We start from the raw sequence: 24,138 nt of genomic DNA on the forward strand, positions 1-24,138 counted from the left end.
GCTCTAATCGACGGGCTGGCTTTCCGGGCGCGGTTCATAACGCACGGGCGGGACAGTGTGCGCAAACGGCCGCAGCGGGCGACCGAGTATCGCCACCAGACCTTCTTCGATCCGGCGGCGCGATTCCATGCCGATTGCCTTTCTTCCGCGAAAATCTTCGGGGCTGAAAGGTTCGAGGAAATGCACTTTGAGCCGGAAAGTGCCCCTGCGTGACAATACCCGCTTGGCGTTGTTGACGCCGCTTTCCTCGCCGATCCAGCCGATCCATTCCGCGGCCGCGCCATAATCGAGGATCACCGGCTGCACCAGCACACCGGGCGGCGGCGGTTCGAGCACCGACAACATCGAAGTCTTGAACGGCAGCAGCGATTGGCCATCGGTGGTTGTGCCTTCGGGGAACACCGTGACTGACCAGTTATCGAACAGTGCCTCTTTCAAGGCGTTGATCTGTTCGGCCACACCCATGCGGTGTTCGCGTTTGACGAATACTGTCCGGTTAAGCCGGGCCAGCCAGCCGACCACCGGCGCTTCGGCGAGTTCAGCCTTAGCGACAAAGGCGGTGCCGCTTGCCCCAGCCACCGCAAGTATATCCACCCACGACAGGTGATTGGCGACATAGAACACATCACGTCGCAGATGTGTGCCGATCACAGTAACCCGCGCGCCGCAAATCCGGGCAGCATAGCGCAGGAACAGCATCGGGAAGGGCGAGCCATAGGCGAGCGTCCGGTAGAGATAGTGCAGCGGCAAAAGCGTCAAAAGCAGGCAGACCAACGCCGCTGCGCGCAGGCCAAGACGCAGCCATCCGGCCCATGTAACCGGGGTGCTTTCCCCCCGGATTGCTGCCTGACGAAGTTCGTGTTCGCACTGATCGGAGGCTTTGTGGTTGCCGGGCGGAACAGCCGGGTCAGTCATTGCGCGACAGGCGAACGCCGTAAAGCTCCATGCGGTGATCGACTAGCCGATAACCCAGCCGTTCGGCAATCTGGCGCTGCAATGCCTCAACTTCGGGATCGACGAATTCGACAACCTTGCCGGTTTCGACATCGATCAGGTGATCGTGGTGCGCTTCGGGCACGGGTTCATAACGCGATCGGCCATCACCGAAATCATGGCGATCCAGAATGCCTGCCTCTTCGAACAGCCGAACCGTGCGGTACACCGTGGCGATCGAAATCCCCGGATCGACCTCCGCCGCGCGGCTGTGAAGCAGTTCGACATCGGGATGATCATCGCTTTCCGACAACACCTTGGCAATCACCCGGCGTTGTTCGGTGATGCGCAGACCTTTTTCGGCGCAGAGTTGTTCGAGATCGATTTTCTGGTTCAACGAAAGCTCCATCGCCGCACACGCCGCCCGAAACCGGATCGACCATTTGATAGCAAAGCAGCCCCATCCTTATAGGGATGAGGCTGCATGCTCAAGCTGGCACGGACACCCTCTCAACAGAGGCGGCCTTGCCAGCCAAGGATAGGCGACCTTTGGCCGGGATCAGGCCTTCTTTGCGCGGCGCGGGCGCACGACGGTTCCGGGTTTGCGACCAAGGCCGATCTTCTTGGCGAGTTCGCGGCGCTTTTCCGCGTAATTGGGCGCAACCATCGGATAATCAGCGGCGAGGCCCCAGCGTGCGCGATATTCTTCGGGGGTCATGTTGTAATTCGTGCGCAGGTAACGCTTGAGCATCTTGAGCTTCTTGCCGTCTTCAAGGCAGACGATGTAATCCGGCTTGATCGAATTACGGATCGCGACGGCAGGCTGCGGCTTGGGCACTTCAACTTCAACCTTTTCGCCCAGATTGGCGAGCGCGCCATAGACGTTGGTAATCAAGCTTGGCAGATCAGCAACATCGACATCATTGTTGCTGACATGAGCTGCGACAATGTCACTTGTCAGTGTGATAAGCGTTTCTTTCATTTCAAGTTCCAGATCCTGCATGGCTTCCTCTAGGGCGTCGGTGAATTTGCGCCGGTTCTTGGCTCATGACGCACGCATACAGTTTTTGCAACAGGCTTGCTTTGCATAATCCCGATTATGCGACAGGTTGAGCCGAACTAGATTGACCGGCCAAAAGTAATAGCATCAATTTTATCGCCATTTACCATTCGGTAATAGTTCTTTCGAACGCCGATCGGTTCAAAACCGAGTTTGATATAGAGATGAATTGCCGGATTGCCGCGCCGCATTTCTAGGAAGATACGGCCAATTCCGCGCGTGCGGGCTGCGGCGAACAGGTATTCGATCAAACCCGCGCCGATGCCGCGTCGCCGTGCGTCGGGAGCGACCGCGATTAGCAACAACTCTTCTTCATCAAGCACATGGCGGGTAAGCACGAAACCCGCAGGCGTTGCGCGGGGTGCTGGCCCATCGGGGATTACGGCGCCATCAGCATCAACCACCAATGCATGGGTGGAAGGCACGGTCAGCGCATCGACGACCTGCCGCCGGTTCCACGCTTCACCAAAGGCCGGGTCAAATGCGGTTTCCATCACCGCCATGATCCGGTCGACGAGGTGCGGGCAGGGGGTCATGTCCGCCCCTGCTGCGCCAATGGGGTAGCATCCGGCCCGCGACCATAGATCGGGGCGAGGTTGCGCGTCAGCAGCCGGGGATTGAGCAATCGCACCGCAGTGGCATCGGGCAGCAGGTCGATCGCTGTAATGCCCTGATCTGTGTGCAATGCGGCCAGCGCCGCTGCACGGTTGCCCGCAACCAGCGGGTGAGTTTGGCGCGCGCGCGCCGCATCGGGCGTCAGCGAGGAGGTCTGGCCCTGCGGCAATCCATCAGCGCCGAAATCCGCGACGAACCATTCGCCATGCCCGCCGTTCATGCAAATCGTCACGGCCTGCGCGGGATGGATATGCTGAGCCTGTGCGGCGGCCAGCGCGAGCGTTGGGTAGCCCAGCACTTCGGCCCCCCACGCGAACCCCAGCGCCCGCGCGGCGGCGAGGCCGATGCGCACGCCGGTGAAGCTGCCGGGGCCAAGTGAAACGAAAATGCGATTCGCGCGCCCCCTCTCCGGTAGGGCGGCGATCATCGGAACCAAGGCTTCGGCATGGCCGCGGCCGATCAGCCGGTGATCATGCGCAACGATTGCCTCGCCATCAAACAGGGCGATGGAACACGCTTCGGAAGCGGTTTCGATGGCAAGCACGCGCATTGCGGTGCGCGATGCCTCACGCTGCCGCGCTGTGCAAGCGGCAGATGCGGCGGATCAGGCGATGCGGTTGAAGCGCGCGAAGTCCGGACGCGGGCTACGGTCAAAAATGCTGGCCGGATCGCCATAGCCAACCGCGCAGATGAAATTGACCCGGTGGCGCGGTTGATCGGCAAAGAACGCGGCGTTGACGGCATCGGCATCGAACCCCGACATCGGCCCGCAATCCAGCCCCAGCGCCCGCGCTGCCAGCATCAGGTAGGCGCCCTGCAAGGATGAATTGCGGAACGCACCTTCCTCGCGCCCGGCCTCGTCACCTTCGAACCAGCTTTTGGCATCGGTATGCGGGAACAGCCACGGCAGCTGTTCGTGAAAATCGATATCGTAACCAATCACGGCGGTGACGGGGGCGGTCAGCACCTTGGCCTTGTTGCCCTCCATCACGCAGTCGGCCAGCTTGGCCTTCGCGCCGGCCGATTTCACCCACACAATCCGCACCGGCTGCATATTGGCCGAGGTGGGGGCCATTTTCACCAGATCCCAGATCGCGTGGATCTGCGCGTCCGAAACCGGCTTGTCGAGCCAGCCATTGTAGCTGCGCGCTTCGTTGAACAGCTGTGCGAGCGCTGCGTCCGACAGCACTTGGTCGTGAAATTGCACGGTCATGCTGCGCGAACCTCTGTGACTTCGGGGACGTAATGTTTCAGCAGGCCTTCGATCCCGTGCTTCAATGTTGCGGTGCTTGAAGGGCAGCCTGCGCAGGAACCTTGCAGCGTCAGATACACCACCCCGTCGCGAAAGCCGCGATAGGCGATATCGCCGCCGTCGCCCGCCACCGCCGGGCGGACGCGGGTTTCGAGCAGTTCGTTGATCGCCGCGATCACCTCGGCATCCTCGGCGCGTTCTTCGACCGCCAGATCGTTGTCGGGCGGGACGGCAATGCCGTGCGCGCTGCCGCCGGCAAATAGCGGCGCTTCGGACACGAAATGATCGAGCAGGATGGCAATGACCTGCGGTTTCAGCGCGCTCCAATTGGCCCCCGGCGCGGCAGTGACGCTGACGAAATCGGCGCCGAAAAACACGTTGACGACTTCGCCCGTGTCAAAAATCGCCTGGGCAAGCGGGCTTGCCTCGGCGGCTTCGGGGGTGGAAAATTCGCGGCTGCCTGCGTCCATGACGGCCTGACCAGGCAGGAATTTCAGCGCAGCAGGGTTGGGCGTGGTTTCGGTTTCTATGAACATGACCGCAATTTAGGTGCCGCAAGTCGATGCGGCAAGGGCGCGCGGGCACACACATTCACTATCGCTTCACACTTCGGCCCTCTATAAGCCGGGTATGACGTTGTTATCCCGCGCCAGCCGCGCTTTCGTTCTTTTGCTTGCGCCTGCTGCGCTGCTCCAACCGGCATTTGCCCAGCAAACCGCTGCGCCTGCACCTGAGGCGGTGCAGGCCCCGGCTGAACCAGCGATCCCGGCCCCGCGCGCGCTTCAGGTCAATGGCGAAGTGCCGTGGCTGTATCGGGGCAGCGATGTCCCGGTTGATGAACAATGGCTGTTTGGCGAAATGAAGAACGGCCTGCGCTATGCCGTGCGCGGCAACGGCGTGCCGCCCCAACAAGTTTCGATCCGGGTGCGCATTGATGCCGGGTCGCTGCACGAAAAAGACGCAGAACAAGGCTTTGCCCACCTGCTCGAACACCTGCTGTTCCGCGAAAGCAAATATCTGAAACAGGCTGAGGCGATTGCCGCATGGCAGCGGCTGGGCGCAACCTTTGGCAGCGATGCCAATGCCGAAACCAGCCCGACCCACACCGCCTACAAGCTGGATATTCCCAATATTGATCAGGCCAAGCTGTCGGAAAGTTTCAAGCTGTTGTCGGGCATGATCCGCGAACCGGTGCTGAATGATGCCAACGTTGCCGCCGAACGCCCGATCGTGCTGGCTGAAAAGCGTGAACGCGGCGGGGCGGGGCTGCGGATTGCCGATCTGACCCGGCAGACCTTCTTTGCCGGACAGCGGCTCGCCGCGCGCAATCCGATCGGCACTGATGAAACGCTGCGGGCCGCCAACGGCAAGGACGTCAAGGCGTTCTATGATCGCTGGTATCGTCCGGAAAACGCCGTGATCGTGGTTGTCGGCGATGCTGATCCGATGGTGTTGGCAGGGCTGGTTGAACAGTGGTTCGGCGACTGGGAAGGCAAGGGCAAACCCAGTGTCACACCCGATTTCGGCGATCCGGTTGCGCCCGCAGCCGCGCCTGAAAACCCGGTTGAAGGCACCCCGATTGGTGAGCTTGCGGTGGGGGTTGAACCCGATCTGCCGCGCAGCCTGACCTATGCGGTTATGCGTCCGTGGCGGCAGGTTGAAGATACCATCGTCTATAATGAAGGCCTGCTGATCGATGCGGTTGCGCAGTCGATCATCAACCGCCGGCTTGAAGCGCGCGCGCGCGGCGGGGGCAGTTTCCTGTATGCGCAGGTGCAGCAGGACGACGTTTCGCGTTCCACCGATGCGACCTTCGTCACCTTTGCGCCGCTGACAAGCGATTGGCAGGCGGCGCTTGCCGATGTGCGCAGCGTCATCGCCGACGCGCTGACCAATCCGCCCACGCAGGAGGAGATTGACCGCGAAGCCGCCGAATTCGACGTGGTGTTCGCCAATCAGGTCGAACAGGAAAGCGTGCAGTCAGGCTCCGACCTTGCCAACAACCTCGTCAATGCGGTCGATATCCGTGAAACCGTGGCTGCGCCGGACGTGGTGCTCAATGTGTTTCGCGGGATGACGGCGCGGCTCAATCCCGACGAAGTGCTGGCGCGCACCAAGGCGCTGTTTGATGGCACTGTTACGCGGTCGGTCTATGTAACGCCCACGCCGGGCGAAGCTGACGCCGATATGCTGCGGCTGGCCTTGGCGCGCGAAGCGGTGGTCGATGGCAGCGCCAGGCTGGCCGCGCAGACGATTTCGTTCGACGAACTTCCCCCGGTCGGCGAACCGGGCATCATTACCGAGCAAAAGCCGCTCGGCCTGCTTGATGTCGAACAGATCGATTTCGCCAACGGCGTAAAGGCGCTGGTGTGGGCCAATGATGCCGAACCCGGCCGGGTGACGGTGCGTGTGCGGTTTGGCGCGGGCTACCGGGCGTTCGACAAGGATAGTGCAGTCTATGCTGCGCTGGGTGAGGCTGCGCTGGTCGGCTCGGGACTTGGCGAATTGGGCCAGAACGAGATTGACCGGCTGGCAACCGGGCGCAAGCTTGGGTTTGATTTCGGCATTGATGAAGCGGTGTTCACCTTCACCGCCCAGACCCGGTCGGAAGACGTTGTCGATCAGCTCTATCTGTTCGCAGCCAAGCTGGGGATGCCGCGCTGGGACAAGGATCCGGTGATCCGCGCCAGGGCAGCGGCAGAACTTGCTTACAACACCTATTCGACCAGCCCCGGCGGCATTCTCAACCGTGATCTGGAATACCTTGTCACCGGCGGCGATCAGCGGTTTGCCACGCCCGACCCGGCGGCCCTGCGCGATGTCACCCCCGAAGGCTTTCGTGCGGTGTGGGAGCCATTGCTCAAACAAGGCCCGGTCGAGGTGCTGGTATTTGGCGAATTTGATCAGCCTGCCGTGATCGAGCAACTGCGCCTGACCTTTGGCGCCTTGCCGCCGCGCGAACCGATTGCGCCCGATGTGGCTGCGCGGGTGCCGTCGTTCGCGGTGGCGGGTGATCGTCCGGCCATCGTCACCCATCGCGGCGATGCCAATCAGGCCGCCGCTGTGGTCGCATGGCCCAGCGGGGGCGGGGTTGATGCCTTGCGCGAAGGCCGCCAGCTTGAAATCCTCACCCAGCTGTTCAACAACCGCCTGCTCGAAGCGCTGCGGGAACGCGCCGGGGCCAGCTATTCGCCGCAGGTGTTTTCGCGCTGGCCTGCGGATATTGCCAGCGGCGGACGGATCACTGCGCTGGCGCAGCTGGAGCCGGAATTCGTGCCCGTGTTCTTTGCCGAGGCTGACCGCATTGCCAAAGATTTGGCCGCCAACCCGCCCACAGCCGACGAATTGGAGCGAGTGACCGAACCGCTCGGTCAGCTGATCCGGCGCGCCTCGACGGGCAACCAGTTCTGGCTGTATAACCTCGAAGGCGCAGCGTTCGATCCGCGGCGCGTGGGATTGTTGCGCACGCTGCTGGCCGATTATTCGCAGACCAGCCCGCAGGTGATGCAGTTTCTGGCCGACCGTTATTTTGCCAACGGAGCGCCGTATCGTTTGGCGATCATCCCCGAAGGCCAGACCTTGGCTGAAGCGCCGGTTGGCGGGGCGAGTGCCGCTGGTGCCAGAGGGGGCATGACAGGCCGTTGATCGGCTCTGCCGCATAGTGTGGTCGGGAAATAAAGTTGTGCTACACACCGTTGCGGCTTTACAATTCAATCGTGCCTCCTGTAGCGGGCGGGCCCGCGCGAACCTTGCGCGCCAAGCCATGAAAGAGTTTTGACTGTGCCGATGACCTGGACCCCGGATAGCTGGAAGGCGCACGAAGCGCGCCACCTGCCGCATTACGAGGATGCAGCCGAACTGGCAGCGGCAGAGCAAACCCTTTCAAACTATCCCCCGCTGGTGTTCGCGGGCGAGGCGCGCGCATTGAAGGCCGATCTGGCCGATGTCGCCAATGGCCACGGTTTTCTGCTGCAAGGCGGGGACTGCGCGGAAAGTTTTGCTGAATTTCACCCCAACAACATCCGCGACACCTTCCGCGCGATTTTGCAGATGGCGGTGGTGATGACCTTCGCCAGCAAACGTCCGGTGGTGAAGGTGGGCCGCATGGCGGGCCAGTTCGCCAAGCCGCGTTCTGCCCCGACCGAAACGATCGATGGCGTGACCCTGCCAAGCTACCTTGGCGACAATATCAACGGGATCGAATTTGATCCTGTGTCGCGCCGCAATGATCCGGCGCGGATGGTGCGCGCCTATTCGCAGGCCGCCGCGACATTGAACCTGCTGCGCGCCTTCGCCAATGGCGGCTATGCCAACCTGCGCCAGGTGCATCAGTGGACGCTCGATTTCATGGGCCGCACCCCGTGGACCGAAAAGTTCAGCGAAATGGCCGACCGGATCGGCGAAGCGCTCGATTTCATGGAGGCTTGCGGGGTTGACCCGGCAACTGTCCCACAATTGCAGGGCACCAGTTTCTACACCAGCCACGAAAGTCTGCTGCTGCCTTACGAACAGGCGATGACCCGGCAGGATTCGCTCACCGGTGATTGGTATGCGACCAGCGCGCATATGTTGTGGATCGGGGATCGCACCCGCTTCCCCGGCTCTGCGCATATCGAATACGCGCGCGGGATCGGCAATCCGCTGGGGATGAAATGCGGGCCGACGCTGGAACCGGACGCGTTGCTGGCGCTGCTCGACGAACTCAACCCCAAGCGTGAGGCCGGGCGGATCACGCTGATCAGCCGGTTCGGGCATGACAAGGTTGAAGATGGCCTGCCGCGGCTGGTGCGCGCGGTGGAGCGGGAAGGGCATCCGGTGGTGTGGAGCTGCGATCCGATGCACGGCAACGTGGTGAAATCCGACACCGGCTTCAAAACCCGCCCGTTCGACCGCATCCTGCGCGAAGTGAAGGGCTTTTTCGCGGTGCATCGCGCCGAAGGCACGCACCCCGGCGGCATCCATATCGAAATGACCGGGCAGGACGTGACCGAATGCGTTGGCGGCGCGGTGGCGATTACCGAGGAACGCCTTGGCGATCGCTATCACACCCATTGCGACCCGCGCCTGAATGCGGAACAATCGCTCGAACTGGCGTTTCTGGTTGCAGAAATGCTCAATGAAGCGGCGGGTGAACGTGATGCCGGGATCAGCGCCAACGCGGCCTGAACGCGGCGCGCTGCGGCTTTGAATTGTCACCGCCTGCGGGCAGTGGCTGATGTGTTGAAGCAAGGCGGCAACAGGAGACGCGCGTGCCTCGTGGCGAACGGCAAAATCCCATCAGCGGCGCAGATGCGGCAACATTGGGTGAAAGTTTTCGTGCCACCCGTACGCTGACCGAGGCATTGGTTCGCCCGCTCAGCGATGCCGATGCCAGCCTGCAATCGATGGAGGATGCCTCTCCTGCCAAGTGGCACCTCGCGCATACGACGTGGTTCTGGGAGACGTTCCTGCTACGCGATCATGCGCCGGGCTATCGGTTGTGGCGCGACGAATGGCCGTTCCTGTTCAATTCCTATTACGAGGCCGAAGGCGCGCGGATGGCGCGGGGGCAGCGCGGGATGCTGTCACGCCCGACGCTGGCCGAGGTGCTGGAATGGCGCGCAGCGGTGAATGACGCGATGACGCCGCTGCTGGATGATCCGGCGCTCAGCGGCCTGATCGCATTGGGCGTTGCGCATGAACAACAGCACATCGAATTGCTGCTGACCGATATCAAACACGCGCTATTCCAGAACCCGCTTGGCCCGGCGATATGGGATGGCGCAGCGCCTTCCGCAGCGCCTACTGCGGCGATGGGCTGGCACCAGCACCCCGGCGGGATCGCGCTTGTCGGCCACCAGGGTGACGGCTTCGCCTTCGACAATGAAGGCCCGCGTCACCGCGTGTTGATTGAACCGTTTGCGCTCGCTGACCGCTTGGTGACCAATGGCGAATGGGATGGCTTCATCGCTGACGGCGGCTATCGCGATGCGCGGCTGTGGCTGTCTGATGGCTGGGGCTGGGTGCAGGCGCAAGGCATAGCCGCGCCGCTATATTGGCGTGATGATCAGCATTTCACCCACCAAGGCTGGCAGCCACGCGATGCCAATGCGCCGGTCAGCCATATCTCGTATTATGAGGCGGATGCCTTTGCCACCTGGGCGGGCCGCCGCCTGCCGACCGAGTTCGAGTGGGAGGCGATAGCGGCCAGCCATAATCCCGCCACTGGCAATCAGCTTGATGGCGCCGCGCCGCCACTCCCGCAGGGCGGGCAGCACCTGTTCGGTGATTGCTGGCAGTTCACCCGCTCAGCCTACCTGCCCTATCCCGGCTTTCGCATCGCCGAAGGAGCAGTGGGCGAATATAACGGCAAATTCATGAGCGGGCAGGTGGTGCTGCGCGGAGCGAGCTGCGCGACGGTGCGCGGACATTCGCGCGCGTCATACCGCAATTTCTTCTACCCCCAGCAGCGCTGGCAATTCACCGGCCTGCGGCTGGCCAAGGATGTTTGAGATGACGACGAATAGAGGGCTGAAGCTGGTTGAGCGCGATTCCGCCGGGGTTGATCGCGCCTTCCGGGCAGACGTGCTGGCGGGGCTGGCCGAACCGCAAAAAGCGATCCCGGCGCGCTGGTTCTATGATGATGTCGGATCGCAACTGTTTGAAGATATAACCCAGCAGCCCGAATATTACCCGACCCGCGCCGAAACCGAAATCCTGACCGAGCGCGCGGGCGCGATGGCCGATTTGATTGGGCCGGGCCGTGCGGTGGTGGAGTTTGGCTCTGGCTCTTCGGTCAAGACCCCGCTGCTATTATCCGCGATTGCGCCATCGGCCTATGTTCCACTTGATATCGCAGGCGATTTTCTGCGCGCGGCGGCGGCTGATCTGGCGGCGAAGTTTCCGGGTCTTCCGGTTTACCCGGTTGAGGCTGATTTCATGCGCCGGGTTGAATTGCCCGGTGCGGTTGCAGACCTGCCCAAGCTCGGCTTTTTCCCCGGATCGACCATCGGCAACATGATCGCGCGCACTGCCACTGATCTGCTGCGATCGATGCGCGAAACGCTGGGTGAAGGCGCGCTACTGCTGATCGGCATGGATCTCGTCAAGGACGAAGCGGTGTTGAAGGCCGCCTATGATGATGCGGCGGGGGTCACGGCAGCGTTCAACCGCAACCTGCTGACCCGGATCAACCGGGAGCTTGCAGGCGATATTCCGGTCGACCAATTCCGCCACGAAGCGCGCTGGAACGATACATTTGCGCGGATCGAAATGCACTTGGTCGCCGCCGCCGACATGACGTTCACGATCAGCGGGCAGCGCTTTACGCTTCGCAGCGGGGAAAGCATCCACACCGAAAACAGCCACAAGTTCACCCGCCGTTCGGCTCAGATGCTGTTGGCGAGCGCGGGGTGGGAACCGCGCGCGCGGTGGGCCGATAGCGCAGGGCAATTCCTGCTACTGTTGGCCGAAGCGTGTCCGCCACGCTCGGCCCCCTGAAACCCTCGGCCCTTTCGATTGCGTGCCGATGCCGTGCGGCGCGTTACGTCTCCGCTGGGCAATACCGCGCCACGTAATCGCCGTGCCCCGGCATGTGCTGCACCAGATAGCGGATGGATTTCTCCATCTCGTCGGCTTCCTCGCGGGTCTTGGCCGGATCAAGCGCGTCGGTCATCGCATTGCGCCCGCCCATTTGGATCCCTTGACCCATCATCACCGCCGCCCAGCTGGTTTCGGTGAATAATTCATCCTCTTCGCGGAAGATCTGGCCGTTGGCTTTGAATATCTCGATCTTCTCGGTCAGCGATTCGGGCACTTCCATCGTGCGAACGTAGTTCCAGAAATCGGAATCATCGCGTGATGTGGCGTTGTAATGCAGGATCAGGAAATCGCGGATGCGGCCATATTCTCGCGCGGTCAGGCGGTTGAAGGCATCTTCCTGCGCCTGCGTGATGCCATCCAGCGACAACAGTGAAATCAGCTTGTCGATCCCGGTATTGACGAGGTGGATCGAGGTGGATTCGAGCGGCTCCATGAAGCCCGCCGCCAGCCCGAGCGCGACCACGTTCTTGTTCCAGAACTTCTTGCGCCGGCCGGTAACGAAGCGCAGGAAATTGGGTTCGGCCTGCGGTTTGCCCGCGATATTGCCGACAAGGATGTCGAGCGCTTCCTGATCCTCCATAAAGCTGGAGCAATAGACGTGCCCATTGCCGTTGCGGTGTTGCAGCGGCACCTGCCATTGCCAGCCTGCGCGGTGTGCGGTGGCGCGGGTGAAGGGCGGGGGCGGGCTGCCATCTTCGCGCTGGCAGGGCAGCGCAACCGCGCGGTTGCACGGAAGGTAATGGCTCCAGTCATCATAGCCGGTCTGCAAAGCCTGTTCGATCAGCAGCCCGCGAAAACCCGAGCAATCGATGAACAGATCGCCTGCGAATTGCTGCCGATCATCCAGCGTGACGGTGGTGACAAACCCGGTTTCGCCATCCAGCGCGACATCGGCGATCCTGCCTTCCTGCCGCACCACGCCGCGCGCTTCGGCAAAGCGCCTGAGAAAAGCGGCATAGCGGGTCGCATCGAGGTGATAGGCGTAATTGACCGGCGGCAGATCGTCGCGCGCGAAATCCTGCGTGCGGGCGAACTTGCCGAAATAGGCAGCCATTGTTTCAAGGTTGAAAACCTGGATCGGGCGCTTGTCTCCCGCATTCGCCATGCGGTGCCAGACATGGTGAAACGAAATCCCGCCCATGGTGTATCCATAAGCGCCGAAGGGGTGAATGTAGCTGTCGCCGATGCGGTTCCAATTTTCGAACTGAATGCCCAGCTTGAACGTGCCCCCGACCGCGGCGAGCATTTCGGCCTCGTTGACGCCGAGCAGATCGTTGAAGCCGACGAAAGGTGGAATCGTTGCCTCACCCACGCCAACCGTGCCGATCGCTTCGGATTCGATCAGCGTAATTTCTACAGGCCGTCCAGCCTTGATCCGCGATAGCGCAGCGGCCGCCATCCACCCGGCTGTGCCCCCACCAACGATGATTATACGTTGAATTTGCATGATTTCCTCAATCCCGACCGTGCGCTTGACGGGTATTATCGCGCGTTTCCCCGGTCTCGCCAAGTGTTGCAAGAATGCAATAGCGTGTAGAGATTTCAAGTCTTGAGAACGCTCTCAAGATGCGTTACAAACGTCGCGTCAACACCCAGTGATCGGCACGAATCTATCACGGGACAAGGGGAGGTCTGAAACATCATGCAATTCGCACCGGTTGCGCCGTCGCGGCGTATTTTTGCTCTCGGCACCGCGTCGTGCCTCGCCTTGTCGGCGGCACTCGCTTCGCCAGCGCTTGCGCAGGATGCAAGCGCAGACGAGCCGCCTGCTGAAGACGTTGCTGCAGCAGAGCCGGTTGCTGGCGAGATCATCGTTTCGGGCTTCCGCGCCGCGCTGCAATCGGCGCAGAATATCAAGCGTAATGCTGACACCTTTGTTGACGTGATCACCGCCGAAGATATCGGCGCATTGCCTGATCGTTCGGTCGCAGAAGCTTTGCAGCGCGTGCCGGGCGTGAATATCGGGCGTTTCGAAAAGCCGTCCGACCCTGACCGTTTCTCGGTCGAAGGCACCGGGGTGATCGTGCGCGGTCTGCCGTTTGTGCGATCGGAACTGAACGGCCGCGACATTTTCTCGGCCACGGGTGGCACCGTTCTCAGCTTCAACGATGTCTCGCCCGAATTGCTGGGCCGGGTCGAGGTGTTCAAGAACCTCACCGCCGACATGGTCGAAGGCGGGATCGCGGGCACCGTGAACCTCGTCACCCGCAAACCGCTTGATCGGCGCGGCACCCATATCGCGGGAACGATTGAAGGCAATTACGGCGATCTTGCCGAAGAATGGTCACCGGGTTTCTCGTTCAATGGGTCAACCACCTTTGAAACGGGTGTAGGCTCTTTTGGTGTGCAGTTCGGCTATGCCAATTCAGAGCTGGTCAGCCGCACCGATGCCTCGCAATTGGGCGATCCGTGCTTCCGCGCACCAAGCCTTGATGGGCCGTGTATCCGGGTCGTGCCGGTGAATAGTGGCGGCTTTGACGGTGATCCTGTGTTTGACGAAGCCAATTTCCCGCCAGCGGGGTCGGTCGTGGTGCCCAAGGGTGCGGGCGTGCGGACGACCGAACTGGAACGTGACCGTGAAGCATTTTCAGGGGTGCTCCAGTACGAAAGCCCCGGCGGCGATTTCCTCGTCACCTTTGAATGGCTGCGCGCCGAAACCAGTTTTGATACTGATGAAGCGGCAGCGATTGCGCTGGTCAATGATGATCTGCTGTTCCCGGTTCCGGCGGCAGGCAGCACGTTCGAATTTGATGAAAACGGTATTTTCCAGCGCGGCATTCTTAGTCAGCGGATCGGGGATGCATTCGCCACCCCGTTCGGGCGCGGCGGTATTCCGCTCGAACTTTTGCGGTTTCAGCGCTTCACCGATTCGACGACCGAAGATTTCTCGATCGACATTGACTGGAGCGTCACTGACCGGTTTCGGGTGAATTTCGAAGCCCAGCGGATCGACTCTGACCTGGAGCAGGATTCGATCATTGGCACGATGATCACATGGGCCAATGTTGCGATTGATGCGAGCCGCAGCACGCCGCAGGTCGAATTCCTGGCACCTCCGGGATCACCCAGTGATTTCTTCACCAGCGGGGAAAACACTTTCTTTTGGTTTCTGCTCGACAGCAAGGCGCGTAATGAAGGCCAGCTTGATAGCCTGCGGCTTGATGCCGAATATGACATCAGCGACGAAGGCTTCTTCAAAACGGCCAAATTTGGTGCGCGCTGGTCTGATCGTGACCGGGTAACGCGCGACACCAATTTCAGCACCTGGGGGAATCTGTCTGCTCCGTGGACGGGTCGCGCGGGCTGCGCGCCGTGGAATGACGGGCCGGGCTGTGCCGCCACCGGCGGGTTTCAACCGGGACGTTTCTTCACCGGACTTCCGGGGCAGGATTTTGCGATTGCAGGCGGGGCCTTTGTCGATGATTTCCCCGATGCGGCGAACTTGCGCACGCCGTTTGACGATGGCTTTCAGCGTGGCGGCGCACCAGCACCCTTGCCGGGTGGCGGGTTCTTCTTTGGCGGCGATGATTTGCTTGGCGAATACCTGTCGGGCCTGTCAGAAGAACAAGCGCGCGAAATCAATACTTTTTCACAGACGCCCAACCCGTTTTTTGGCGTCAACAACCGCACGTTCAACAATGCCGTGACGGGTGAGGTAACGCCGTGCGATCCGTTCTGCACGCCTGAGATTTCGGCCGTGTCTGAGATTACCAGAGCCGCCTATGGCCGGATCGATTATGGTACTGATTTCAGCAATGGCTGGAAACTGATCGGCAATTTCGGCCTTCGTTATGTGGAAACCGAAGTGAAGACCGCCGGAATCATCGGCTTTCCCAACGGCGCGTTTTTTGATGACGTGGGCGCGGGCGGCAATGGTGACGGGGTGGTGCAGGTTTCCGAAGTTGAGGAATCCTGTGGTCGCGCACCTCCGGGCAACACTCCGGGGTTCTGCGGTCTATCGCCTGCGCGGCTCGCGGAATTTGCCGCAGCGCATACAGGTGAGGTGGTCATTGATGATCGGGATGTCACGTTTGATAACTGGCTGCCCAGCTTTAATGCGCTGCTTGATGTCGGTGGCGGGTTGTTGTTCCGTGGAGCAGTGTCGAAGGGGTTGAGTCGTCCCGATCTGGGCGCGTTCCGATCTGGCGGTGCGATTGGCGATAATACCGGTGATTTGCTCGCTGGTGGTACGCTGGAAACCGGCCCATTGTTCCAATTATCTACCGGCAACCGCAATTTGCGTCCGATTGAATCGTGGAACTACGATCTTTCCGTCGAATGGTATTTCGATAGGGTTGGATCGTTGACGCTTAACGGGTTTATCAAGGACATCAGCGGGATTGTTGATAACGGGTTTGCCCTGGTCAACTTCGTCAGCCCGGGCGGATCGTCGCTTGATGTTGAGGTCAATGGCCCGGTCAATTCGCAGAACGGCACGCTGAAGGGCGTGGAAATCGCTTATCAGCAGACCTATGATTTCCTGCCGGGCGTGCTCAGCGGCTTGGGGACGCAGTTGACCTATACCTATGTTGATGGTGGCGGTTTCAGCAATACTGATCTTGCCGGGACGCTCGGCCCGTTTGCTCCGGGTCAGCCGCTGGCGGGTATTTCCAAGAGCACGATCAATGCCACGCTGTTCTATGAAAAGGATTGGTTGTCGGCCCGTGCGGCCTATAACTGGCGATCAGCATTCCTGATCACCCCGCGCGATGATATCTTCCCGTTCTCGCCAATTTGGGGCGAATCGACTGGGCAATTGGATGCGTCGATCTTTGTAACGGTGATGGACGGGGTGAAGCTGGGCGTGCAGGGTGTGAACCTGCTGGATGAGGTAACGCGCACCAGCCAGGTGATCGACTTTGACGGGACCAGGGTAACGCGCTCGGCGTTCCGCAACGATCGCCGTTACACCTTCCTTGCGCGGTTTGATTTCTGACGAGGAAATAGTGATGATAACAGGGCCGCTTAAAGCAGGAATGCTGGCAGCGGCCCTGCTCCTGTTCGCGGGGTCAAGTGCCGCCGAGGCTCCGGTAGCCCTCGCCCCGTTGGAAGGGGCCGGGTGGAAGCTGGCGTGGGCTGACGAGTTCGACGGCGACAGCCTTGACCGCAGCAAGTGGACGCCCGAGGTGTCATGCTGGGGCGGGGGCAATTTCGAACGCCAATGCTACACTGATCGGCCCGAAAACATCGCGGTTGAAGGCGGGATGCTGCTGCTCAAAGCGCGCAAGGAACGTTTCACCGGCCCGGCGCGTCCGCCTGAAATTGCCGAAAATCCCAACCCTCAGCTGACTCAAAGCTACACCTCGGGCAAGGTGCGCACGCGCGGGCTGCACGCGTGGCGTTATGGCCGGATCGAAGTGCGCGCCAAGGTGCCGCCGGGGCAGGGCCCGTGGTCTGCGGTGTGGATGATGCCTGATGCCGACGCCTATGGAAGATGGCCGCTGTCGGGCGAGATCGACATCCTTGAGGCGGTCAATATTGGTGCCAAGTGCAAGCTGTGCGATGGCGGCCGGGGTGAAAACCGCACGATCAGCGCGCTGCATTTCGGTGATCTGCCGCCCCGCAATCGCTTGGTCGATGGCCGCACCACGCTGCCCGATGGGGCGTTGCCGTCGGACGATTTCCACGTCTATGCGGTTGAATGGGGCGAAGGTCTGATCCGGTTCCTGGTCGATGACCGTGTCCATCTGACTGTCACATCAGATCAATGGGATAGCGCATCGCCGCGTGCCAAGGGCAATGCCGCAGCCCCGTTCGATCAGCCGTTCTATGTCATGGCCAACCTTGCCGTGGGCGGACGCCTGGCAGAAGAAAACAATGCCAAGGGGGTTGCGGCCAAGAGCTTTCCCGCGCAATTCGCAATCGATTGGATCAGGGTTTACCAATGCGCCGAAGATCCCGATCGGGGGCGCGCGTGCATGCGGTAGGCAGGATGGGAACGGGTGCGTAATGGCGCGGGTGCGCAAAGCAGTCACGATCAAGGACGTGGCCGGGGATGCGGGCGTCTCGCTTCAGACGGTAAGCCGGGTGGTCAACGGCGGGCCGAACGTGCGCCCGCAATTGCGCGACAAGGTGCGCGCTTCGATTGAACGGCTGGGCTACGTCCCCTCGCTCGCCGCGCAGCGGATGAGCGGGTCGCGTTCCTACATCATCCTTGCCATCAACGACCGCGAACGCACGCTGGCTGACTGGAGCGAGCGGCGCGGCACTGACTGGGTTGACCAGATGCTGCTGGGCGGGATTTTGACCTGTTCCAAGCACGGTTACCGGATGATGGTGGAACTGGTCGATACCCATTCCGATCATGTCGAACGCGAATTGGGCGCGGCGATTTCCGCGCTGCAGCCCGACGGCGTGATCCTGACCCCGCCGCATTCGGAAAACCGGTTGATTACCGAATTGCTGGCCGCGCGCGCGATTCCGTTTGCGCGGATCGGATCGAATGCGCCGGGGCCGGGGATCCCGCTGACGATGGGCGATGAAGGCGCTGCGCATCTCGCCACCAGCCGCTTGATCGAACTCGGCCATCGCCGCATCGCGATGATCGCGGGGCCATCGCAATATAGCCTTAGCGCATGGCGCATCGATGGCTGGCGGCGCGCGCTGGGCGATCACGGCATCCCCAGCGAAGGGCTGCTGGAAGTGGGCGATTTCGGCTATGAATCGGGCACCCGCGCGGCGCGCGCTTTGCTTGATCGCAACCCTGATCTTACCGCGATCATCGCCAGCAGCGACCAGATGGCGCTGGCCGCGCTCGAAGTGGCGCGTGATCGCGGGCTGAACGTACCGCGCGATCTTTCGCTGATTTCCTTCGACAACACCCCGATCGTGCGCTTCTCTCAGCCGCCGCTGACGGCGATTGATCAGCCGATTGCCGAAACGGTATCACGCGCGGTCGAACAGTTGATTGCGCGCGGTGAAGATAGTGACAGCGACACGGTAATCGAAGTCGCTGCGGCGCTGGTTGAACGTTCGTCCACCGCACCTGCGCCGGGCACAGCTTGATCGCGCCTTTCGTCGTTTTACCGGAACGCCAGCCGCGCTGGTTCCTTGTGCTGTTCGCGCTTGCTGCCGCAGGGGGCGCGGTGGCCTATGTCCCGTTGCTGACGGTGCTGTTGCCGCAGCAGATCGTCACATTGCAGGGCGGCGAAGATGTCGCCGCGTTGGCGCAGGTGTCCTTTTTGGGCGCGGTCATGGCCAGTCTTGCCAATATCGCCGTGGGTGCGCTTAGCGACCGCAGCACTATGCGCCGCCCTTGGATAATCGCTGGGCTGATTGCCTCGAACATCGCGCTGATCGCTATCGGCAGGGCGGATTCGATTGCAGAATTGGTGCTGCTGATCATGGCGTGGCAGGTCGCGCTCAACCTGATGCTCGCCCCGCTGATGGCGTGGGCGGGCGATTGCTTCCCCGATAGCCAGAAAGGCGTGCTGGGCGGGGCATTGGCGCTGGCCCCGGCGCTGGGGGCGATTGCTGGGTCGGTGGTCACGTTTGCCGGGCTGGTTCCGCCCGATGCGCGGCTGGGGCTGGTGGCGTTGCTGGTGACTGCGCTGGTGCTGCCCGCCGTGGTGCTGGGCGGTGGGCGGGTGCGTGGTGAACTGATGCAGCCGGTTGTGCCGACAGGCGATCCGCTGCGGCTGCGTGACCGGGTGGTGGTAAGGATGTGGATCGCGCGGCTGCTGGTGCAGGTGGCAGAGGGCGGGATGTTTGCTTTCCTGCTCTATTGGCTGCGTTCGCTGGCGCCCGATTATCCTGAAAACGGCGCGGCCAATATCTTCAGCATGGTGCTGGTCTGCGCGGTGCCGCTGTCGTTGTTGCTGGGCCGCTGGTCGGATCGCCACGCGCGCCCGATACTGCCGCTGGTCGCCTGCGCGCTGCTGTGCACTGCCGGGATGCTGGTGATGGCGGCGGCAGGCACGCTGGAAATGGCGATTGCTGGCTATGTCTTGTTTGGCCTCGCGGCGGCGATTTTCCTTGCGCTTCATTCCGGCCAGACATTGCGCGTGCTGCCCGCGCCGCAGCATCGCGGGCGCGATCTTGGGCTGTTCAACCTTACCAACACCGTGCCGGGCATGGTGATGCCGTGGCTGACAGTGCTGCTGGTGCCCAGCTTCGGCTATTCAGCGCTGTTTGTGTTGTTCGCGGCCCTGTCGCTGATGAGCGCCGCATTGCTCACCGCCGTCATGCGCCGCGCGTGAAGCTTGCGCTTGATACTTGCCAAAGCGGGCGCGGCTCGGCATAAGTTGATAACGTTCTCAAAATGACACGGCCTTGGGAGGGGCTGGCTTAATGATACGACAATTGCTGGGGCGGTTGGCCTGCGGTGCGGGACTTGCTGCTTTGTTGGCGGGATGCGCGGGTGCGCCGCCGGTCGAAGTAAGCGGCACCAACGCTGCCGTTCAAGCTGGCGCGAACGCGCCCGAAGCGCTGCTCGCCCGGATGACCGTGGAGCGCAAGGTTGCGCAGCTGGTGATGCCCGATATCGGATCAATCACGCCGGACGACGTGCGGCAATACCGGTTCGGCACAATCCTCAATGGCGGTAATTCCGGCCCCGGCGGGGATGATAAGGCGCCTGCGCCCGAATGGCTCAAACTGGCCGATGCCTATTGGGAAGCGTCCACCGCGCCGCTGCCCAATGGTGAACCGGCTATCCCGGCGGTGTGGGCGACCGATGCTGTGCATGGCCATGCCAATGTGATCGGCGCGACGGTGTTCCCGCACAATATCGCGCTGGGCGCGACGGGCGATGCTGATCTGATCCGCCGGATCGGCGCGGCGACCGCGGTCGAAATCGAAGTAACCGGGATCGACTGGACATTCGCCCCCACCATCGCGGTGGCGCGTGATGACCGCTGGGGCCGGACATACGAAAGCTATTCCGAAGACCCGGCGCTGGTTAGCCGCCTTGGCGCAGCGATGGTCGAAGGGCTGCAAGGTCGCCCAGGCGAACCGGGGTTCCTTGGCGCGGGCAAGGTGGCGGCGACGGCCAAGCATTTCTTTGGTGACGGCGGCACCGCGCAGGGTGTGGATCAGGGCGATGTCAACGGCGATCTGGCCGAATTGATGGCGATCCACGCCGCGCCCTATCCTGCCGCAATCGGCGCGGGTGTTGCCAGCGTGATGGCCAGTTTCAATTCTATCAATGGCACCAAAATGCACGGCAATGGCCCGCTGTTGACTGGCGAGTTGCGCGGCAATCTTGGGTTTGAAGGCCTGGTGGTGGGCGATTGGAACGGGCATGGGCAAGTCACCGGTTGCACCAATTCCGATTGCCCGCAGGCGCTGCTCGCGGGCCTTGATGTCTACATGGTGCCCGAGGACTGGAAGGCGCTCCATGCATCGCTGACCGCGCAGGTCAAGGATGGCACGATCCCGATGGCGCGGCTGGATGAAGCGGTGCTGCGGGTGCTGCGGTTAAAGCAGCAAATCGGCATTTTTGATGGTGAGGTAATGCCATCGGCGCGCGCCTATGGTGGGCGCTGGGAACTGCTCGGCTCACCCGAACATCGCGCCATCGCGCGCGAAGCGGTGGCCAAATCGCAGGTCGTGCTCAAGAACCACGGCGTGTTGCCGTTGAAGCCGGGCGCACGGATCGAAGTGGCAGGCAGCGCGGCAGACAATATCGCGCAACAGGCGGGCGGATGGACAATCACCTGGCAGGGCGGCGGCGATTTGACCCCGGCTGATTTCCCCGGTGCAACCTCGATCTATGGCGGGATCGCAGCCGCCGCGAAGGCTGCCGGCGGTGAGGCGGTGCTGGCGGTTGATGGCGTTTCGACCGGCAAACCCGATGTTGCGATCGTGGTGTTTGGCGAAGAACCCTATGCCGAGTTTGTCGGTGATCGGAAGGATCTGGCGTTTCGCGACGAAGAAGGGCTTGCGTTGCTCAAATCCTATCGTGAGCGCGGCGTGCCGACGGTGGCGGTGTTCCTTTCAGGCCGCCCGCTGTGGATGAACCGCGAATTGAACGCCGCAGATGCGTTTGTCGCCGCATGGCTTCCGGGTAGCGAAGGGGCAGGCGTGGCCGATGTGCTGTTCGGTCAGCACCCGGCCACGGGGCGGCTATCATTCAGCTGGCCCGCAACTTGCGAAGGCACCCCGGTCAACGGCCCCGAAGGCGCGCTGTTTCCGCGCGGCTACGGGCTTGACCTGACAGCAAGCGCGCAGTTCGCGCCGCTGGATGAGACGTGCGATGCGCTCACCATCGATACCGGCGCGACGTGGTTCGCCAACGGAAAGCTCGGCATGCAGGTGCAGGCTGTGGCGGATAACGCGCTGCTGCCCGACCTGCGCGGTGTGGGCAGCGGCATTACCGCGACCGGCATCGATCGCAAGGCGCAGGAAGACGCGCGCCGCATCACCTTTGCGCCCGGTGCGAAGCTGGCGCTGACCGGGCCGGACAGCGGCGCGGCGTGGCGGATCGCCTATCAGGTAACTGCGCGCCCGACCGCGTCGGTCACTGTCAGCGCAGGCGCCGCCGCGTTCGACATCACCCATCCGATGGCGGTTGCCGAGGGCAAGGGTTGGCGCGAAATGGTGTTGACCAGCGCCTGTCTGGGCGCTGCGGGCGGCAACCTGAACTTTGCCTCGCAGGGCGCATTCACGCTCCAGATCAGCGAGATTACGCGCGATGACGCGGCGGCTGGCGCGGAGTGTTCGTTCTAGGGCGTTACGATGTCAAAGCCCTGCGGCACCGGATCGAGCGCATCGATCAGGTGTTGCAGCGCGGTGGCATCGCCTTCGACCTGAAGCCCGGCTTTTTGCATCGCGGCGACCGGCTGTTTCAGAAACAGCATCGCCAGCAACAGCGCACGCGGGCCGCGAACGGTAATGTCGGGCGCGGCGGGCAACGGGCCGACCCGGCCGATCAGCACGCGGCTATTGGCTTCGAGCATCGCCTGTTCCTTGCGGTCGGTGAGGTCGAGCGCAACGGTCAGCTTGCGCGCGCCGAACCGTTCCGGCGCAAACCGGGTGGCGGCGGAATCGAGCAGTTCGGCGGTGGCAATCGCGGCGATCAGATCGGTGCTCTGCGCCGCTGATCTTGGTGTGCTGCCCTGTCGCAGATCGCGCGCGGCGGCGAGGAACTGGTTGCGCCAGATCGCGCTTTCAGCCTGAAAGCCCTGCTGTTCATAACTTTCGGCCAGCAATGCCGTGGCCGCCGCATTGTCAGGCGCTGCAAAAACCAGATTTTGCAGCAAATCCGACGCCCAGCGGTAATCCCCCGCCGTCATCGCAGTGCGGGCCAGCGCCAGCGTGCGGTCTGCACCCCCCAATGCGTCGATCAGCCGCGTGGCGCGTTCCACCGGCGGATGGGCGTGGAGGTTGGCGGGCACCGCATCATACCAGCCGAGGTAGAACTGATAGACCGCCTTGGAATTGTGGCTGACCGTGCCGTAATAGCCATGCGTCGCCCATTCATCGCCCAGCCCCGGCGGCGGCGCGGCGGACAATGCCTCGGCAATCTCGCCCATTGTCTCACCCCGGTTCATGCGCCGCACGGTCTGATCGTGCAGCCAGCGGTAATTGTCGCGCTGCGCGGTGAGCCATGCGGTGCCTTCCGCCTGCCCGAAGATCGGCCAGCAATGGCTGGAAATCACCACCTCGCTTTGCGGGCCGTAACGGGTGGCCGCTTCGTCGAGGTAATGCGCCCATGCGCGCGTATCGCGCACCTTCGCGCCGCGCGGGGTGAGGATGTTGTGCAGCGTGCAGGTGGCGATTTCAGCGGCGAGGAAGGTCTTTTCGGGTGCGACGAACACGTTGAATTCCGCCGGAGCCTCGCTGCCCGAAACGATCTGGAATTCAAGCGCCACACCGTCAACCTCGCGGGTTTCGCCGGTCGCGGCGATGGTGGCGGTCGGCGCGATCAGCGACAGTGTGCCGCCCGATACCGCCATGCCGATCCCGCTGCCCATCTGGCCGGTTGGGCCGGGCGGCATCCCGGTGCCAAACTGATAGGCCGCGCGCCGCAGCATCGCTCCGCCGGCCATGACATTTTCCGACGTGGCTTCTTCCATGAAGCCTTCGGGCGCGATCACCTGCGTGCGGCCTGCGGCAACGTCTGCCGGATCAACCACCCCGCGCACGCCGCCGAAATGGTCGGCATGGCTGTGCGAATAAATCACCGCGCTGACGGCACGCTGGCCGAGGGTCGCGTTCACCAACTCCATCGCCGCGCGCGCGGTTTCGACGCTGGTGAGCGGGTCGATCACGATCCAGCCAGTCTGCCCGCGAATGATCGTCATGTTCGACAGGTCAAAGCCGCGCACCTGCCAGACATTGTCCGTCACCTGATACAGCCCGTGGTGCTTCAGGTGGCGCATATGCCGCCACAGGCTGGGGTGGACAGTGTCGGGCGCAGGGCCATCGACAAAGGCATAGGCGGCAAGGTTCCAGACCGGCTTGCCGCTGGCATTGGTGATCACCGGATCAGCGCGCGTGGCGATAAATCCGCGGGTGGAAAAATCCCCATCGCGCGTGCCTTCGGCGGGCAGGGCGGCGGCTGCGACGGCCTGCGCGGTGCGGGTCGGATCGCTGGCGGCCGGAGGCCCGGCGGTTTCCTGCGCTGCTACGGCCGCCGCGCTAGCCACGGCGAGCATTGCGCCTGCCCAATAACGCACCATCATCATCGCTCGCTCTCCTGTTTCCGCATTGCGGTCATGCGCGTGTCGAAGCGCAGGATCAAGGAACGTGTAAT

The 24,138-nt window shown here is 62.4% G+C and carries 18 protein-coding genes; 9 read left to right on the top strand and 9 right to left on the bottom strand.

What is annotated here, in order from left to right:
• Positions 1-3: 3 nt before the first annotated feature.
• The 7 genes from ABIE62_RS02490 to ABIE62_RS02520 form a co-directional block, all read right to left on the bottom strand.
• Positions 4-915: a lysophospholipid acyltransferase family protein gene (locus tag ABIE62_RS02490; RefSeq protein ID WP_354323269.1), complete on the bottom strand. Its 912-nt coding sequence runs from the start codon at positions 913-915 to the stop codon at positions 4-6.
• Entirely contained in the window at positions 908-1,330 is a 423-nt protein-coding gene (locus tag ABIE62_RS02495) for a Fur family transcriptional regulator (RefSeq protein WP_354323271.1), read from the bottom strand. The genes ABIE62_RS02490 and ABIE62_RS02495 overlap by 8 nt, the downstream gene beginning before the upstream one ends.
• Before the next feature lie 162 nt (positions 1,331-1,492).
• Positions 1,493-1,936, bottom strand: coding sequence for a Ros/MucR family transcriptional regulator (locus tag ABIE62_RS02500; protein WP_354323273.1), 444 nt, complete (start codon positions 1,934-1,936; stop codon positions 1,493-1,495).
• A 116-nt stretch (positions 1,937-2,052) separates the two neighbouring features.
• Positions 2,053-2,529, bottom strand: a complete 477-nt coding sequence (locus tag ABIE62_RS02505; protein WP_354323275.1) for a GNAT family N-acetyltransferase — start codon at positions 2,527-2,529, stop codon at positions 2,053-2,055.
• A complete protein-coding gene (gene tsaB / locus ABIE62_RS02510) occupies positions 2,526-3,158 on the bottom strand; it encodes a tRNA (adenosine(37)-N6)-threonylcarbamoyltransferase complex dimerization subunit type 1 TsaB (protein WP_354323277.1) in 633 nt (210 codons plus the stop codon). The genes ABIE62_RS02505 and tsaB overlap by 4 nt, the downstream gene beginning before the upstream one ends.
• Before the next feature lie 54 nt (positions 3,159-3,212).
• Positions 3,213-3,821 (bottom strand): malonic semialdehyde reductase, encoded by a 609-nt coding sequence (locus ABIE62_RS02515; RefSeq protein WP_354323279.1) that lies wholly within the window; start codon positions 3,819-3,821, stop codon positions 3,213-3,215.
• Positions 3,818-4,396, bottom strand: coding sequence for a NifU family protein (locus ABIE62_RS02520; protein ID WP_354323280.1), 579 nt, complete (start codon positions 4,394-4,396; stop codon positions 3,818-3,820). Before ABIE62_RS02520 ends, ABIE62_RS02515 begins: the two co-directional genes overlap by 4 nt.
• Before the next feature lie 94 nt (positions 4,397-4,490).
• On the opposite strand from ABIE62_RS02520, the gene ABIE62_RS02525 reads away from it, so the two are divergent.
• The 4 genes from ABIE62_RS02525 (at position 4,491) to egtD (ending at position 11,339) form a co-directional block, all read left to right on the top strand.
• Positions 4,491-7,505: a M16 family metallopeptidase gene (locus ABIE62_RS02525; RefSeq protein ID WP_354323282.1), complete on the top strand. Its 3,015-nt coding sequence runs from the start codon at positions 4,491-4,493 to the stop codon at positions 7,503-7,505.
• A 141-nt stretch (positions 7,506-7,646) separates the two neighbouring features.
• Positions 7,647-9,026, top strand: a complete 1,380-nt coding sequence (locus tag ABIE62_RS02530; RefSeq protein WP_454184776.1) for a class II 3-deoxy-7-phosphoheptulonate synthase — start codon at positions 7,647-7,649, stop codon at positions 9,024-9,026.
• Positions 9,027-9,109: 83 nt separating this feature from the next.
• Positions 9,110-10,351: an ergothioneine biosynthesis protein EgtB gene (egtB, locus tag ABIE62_RS02535; protein ID WP_454184777.1), complete on the top strand. Its 1,242-nt coding sequence runs from the start codon at positions 9,110-9,112 to the stop codon at positions 10,349-10,351.
• Between the two features lies 1 nt (position 10,352).
• Positions 10,353-11,339, top strand: a complete 987-nt coding sequence (egtD, locus tag ABIE62_RS02540; protein ID WP_354323285.1) for an L-histidine N(alpha)-methyltransferase — start codon at positions 10,353-10,355, stop codon at positions 11,337-11,339.
• Between the two features lie 43 nt (positions 11,340-11,382).
• Here egtD and ABIE62_RS02545 read toward each other — a convergent pair whose 3' ends face one another.
• The gene (locus tag ABIE62_RS02545) at positions 11,383-12,888 is read right to left on the bottom strand and encodes a tryptophan halogenase family protein (protein ID WP_354323287.1); all 1,506 of its coding nucleotides are present in this window, start codon (positions 12,886-12,888) and stop codon (positions 11,383-11,385) included.
• A gap of 195 nt (positions 12,889-13,083) precedes the next feature.
• Here ABIE62_RS02545 and ABIE62_RS02550 point away from each other — a divergent pair, with 195 nt between their 5' ends.
• The 5 genes from ABIE62_RS02550 to ABIE62_RS02570 all read left to right on the top strand — a co-directional run bounded on the left by ABIE62_RS02550 (position 13,084) and on the right by ABIE62_RS02570 (position 22,109).
• On the top strand, positions 13,084-16,377 hold the full coding sequence (locus ABIE62_RS02550; protein ID WP_354323288.1) for a TonB-dependent receptor: 3,294 nt from the start codon (positions 13,084-13,086) through the stop codon (positions 16,375-16,377).
• Positions 16,378-16,390: 13 nt separating this feature from the next.
• Positions 16,391-17,368, top strand: coding sequence for a glycoside hydrolase family 16 protein (locus tag ABIE62_RS02555; protein ID WP_354323290.1), 978 nt, complete (start codon positions 16,391-16,393; stop codon positions 17,366-17,368).
• Positions 17,369-17,390: 22 nt separating this feature from the next.
• The gene (locus ABIE62_RS02560) at positions 17,391-18,446 is read left to right on the top strand and encodes a LacI family DNA-binding transcriptional regulator (protein ID WP_354323291.1); all 1,056 of its coding nucleotides are present in this window, start codon (positions 17,391-17,393) and stop codon (positions 18,444-18,446) included.
• Positions 18,443-19,639 carry an MFS transporter gene (locus tag ABIE62_RS02565; protein WP_354323293.1) on the top strand — a complete coding sequence of 399 codons (1,197 nt, stop codon included), beginning with the start codon at positions 18,443-18,445 and terminating at the stop codon, positions 19,637-19,639. Before ABIE62_RS02560 ends, ABIE62_RS02565 begins: the two co-directional genes overlap by 4 nt.
• 91 nt (positions 19,640-19,730) lie before the next feature.
• Positions 19,731-22,109, top strand: a complete 2,379-nt coding sequence (locus ABIE62_RS02570) for a glycoside hydrolase family 3 protein (protein ID WP_354323295.1) — start codon at positions 19,731-19,733, stop codon at positions 22,107-22,109.
• On the opposite strand, the gene ABIE62_RS02575 is transcribed toward ABIE62_RS02570, so the two are convergent.
• Positions 22,106-24,070 (bottom strand): alkyl/aryl-sulfatase, encoded by a 1,965-nt coding sequence (locus ABIE62_RS02575; RefSeq protein WP_354323297.1) that lies wholly within the window; start codon positions 24,068-24,070, stop codon positions 22,106-22,108. The two genes, ABIE62_RS02570 and ABIE62_RS02575, sit on opposite strands and share 4 nt — an antisense overlap.
• Positions 24,071-24,138 lie beyond the last annotated feature (68 nt).

Origin of the sequence: Porphyrobacter sp. MBR-155 (assembly GCF_040547625.1) — a bacterium.
Lineage (GTDB): Bacteria > Pseudomonadota > Alphaproteobacteria > Sphingomonadales > Sphingomonadaceae > Erythrobacter.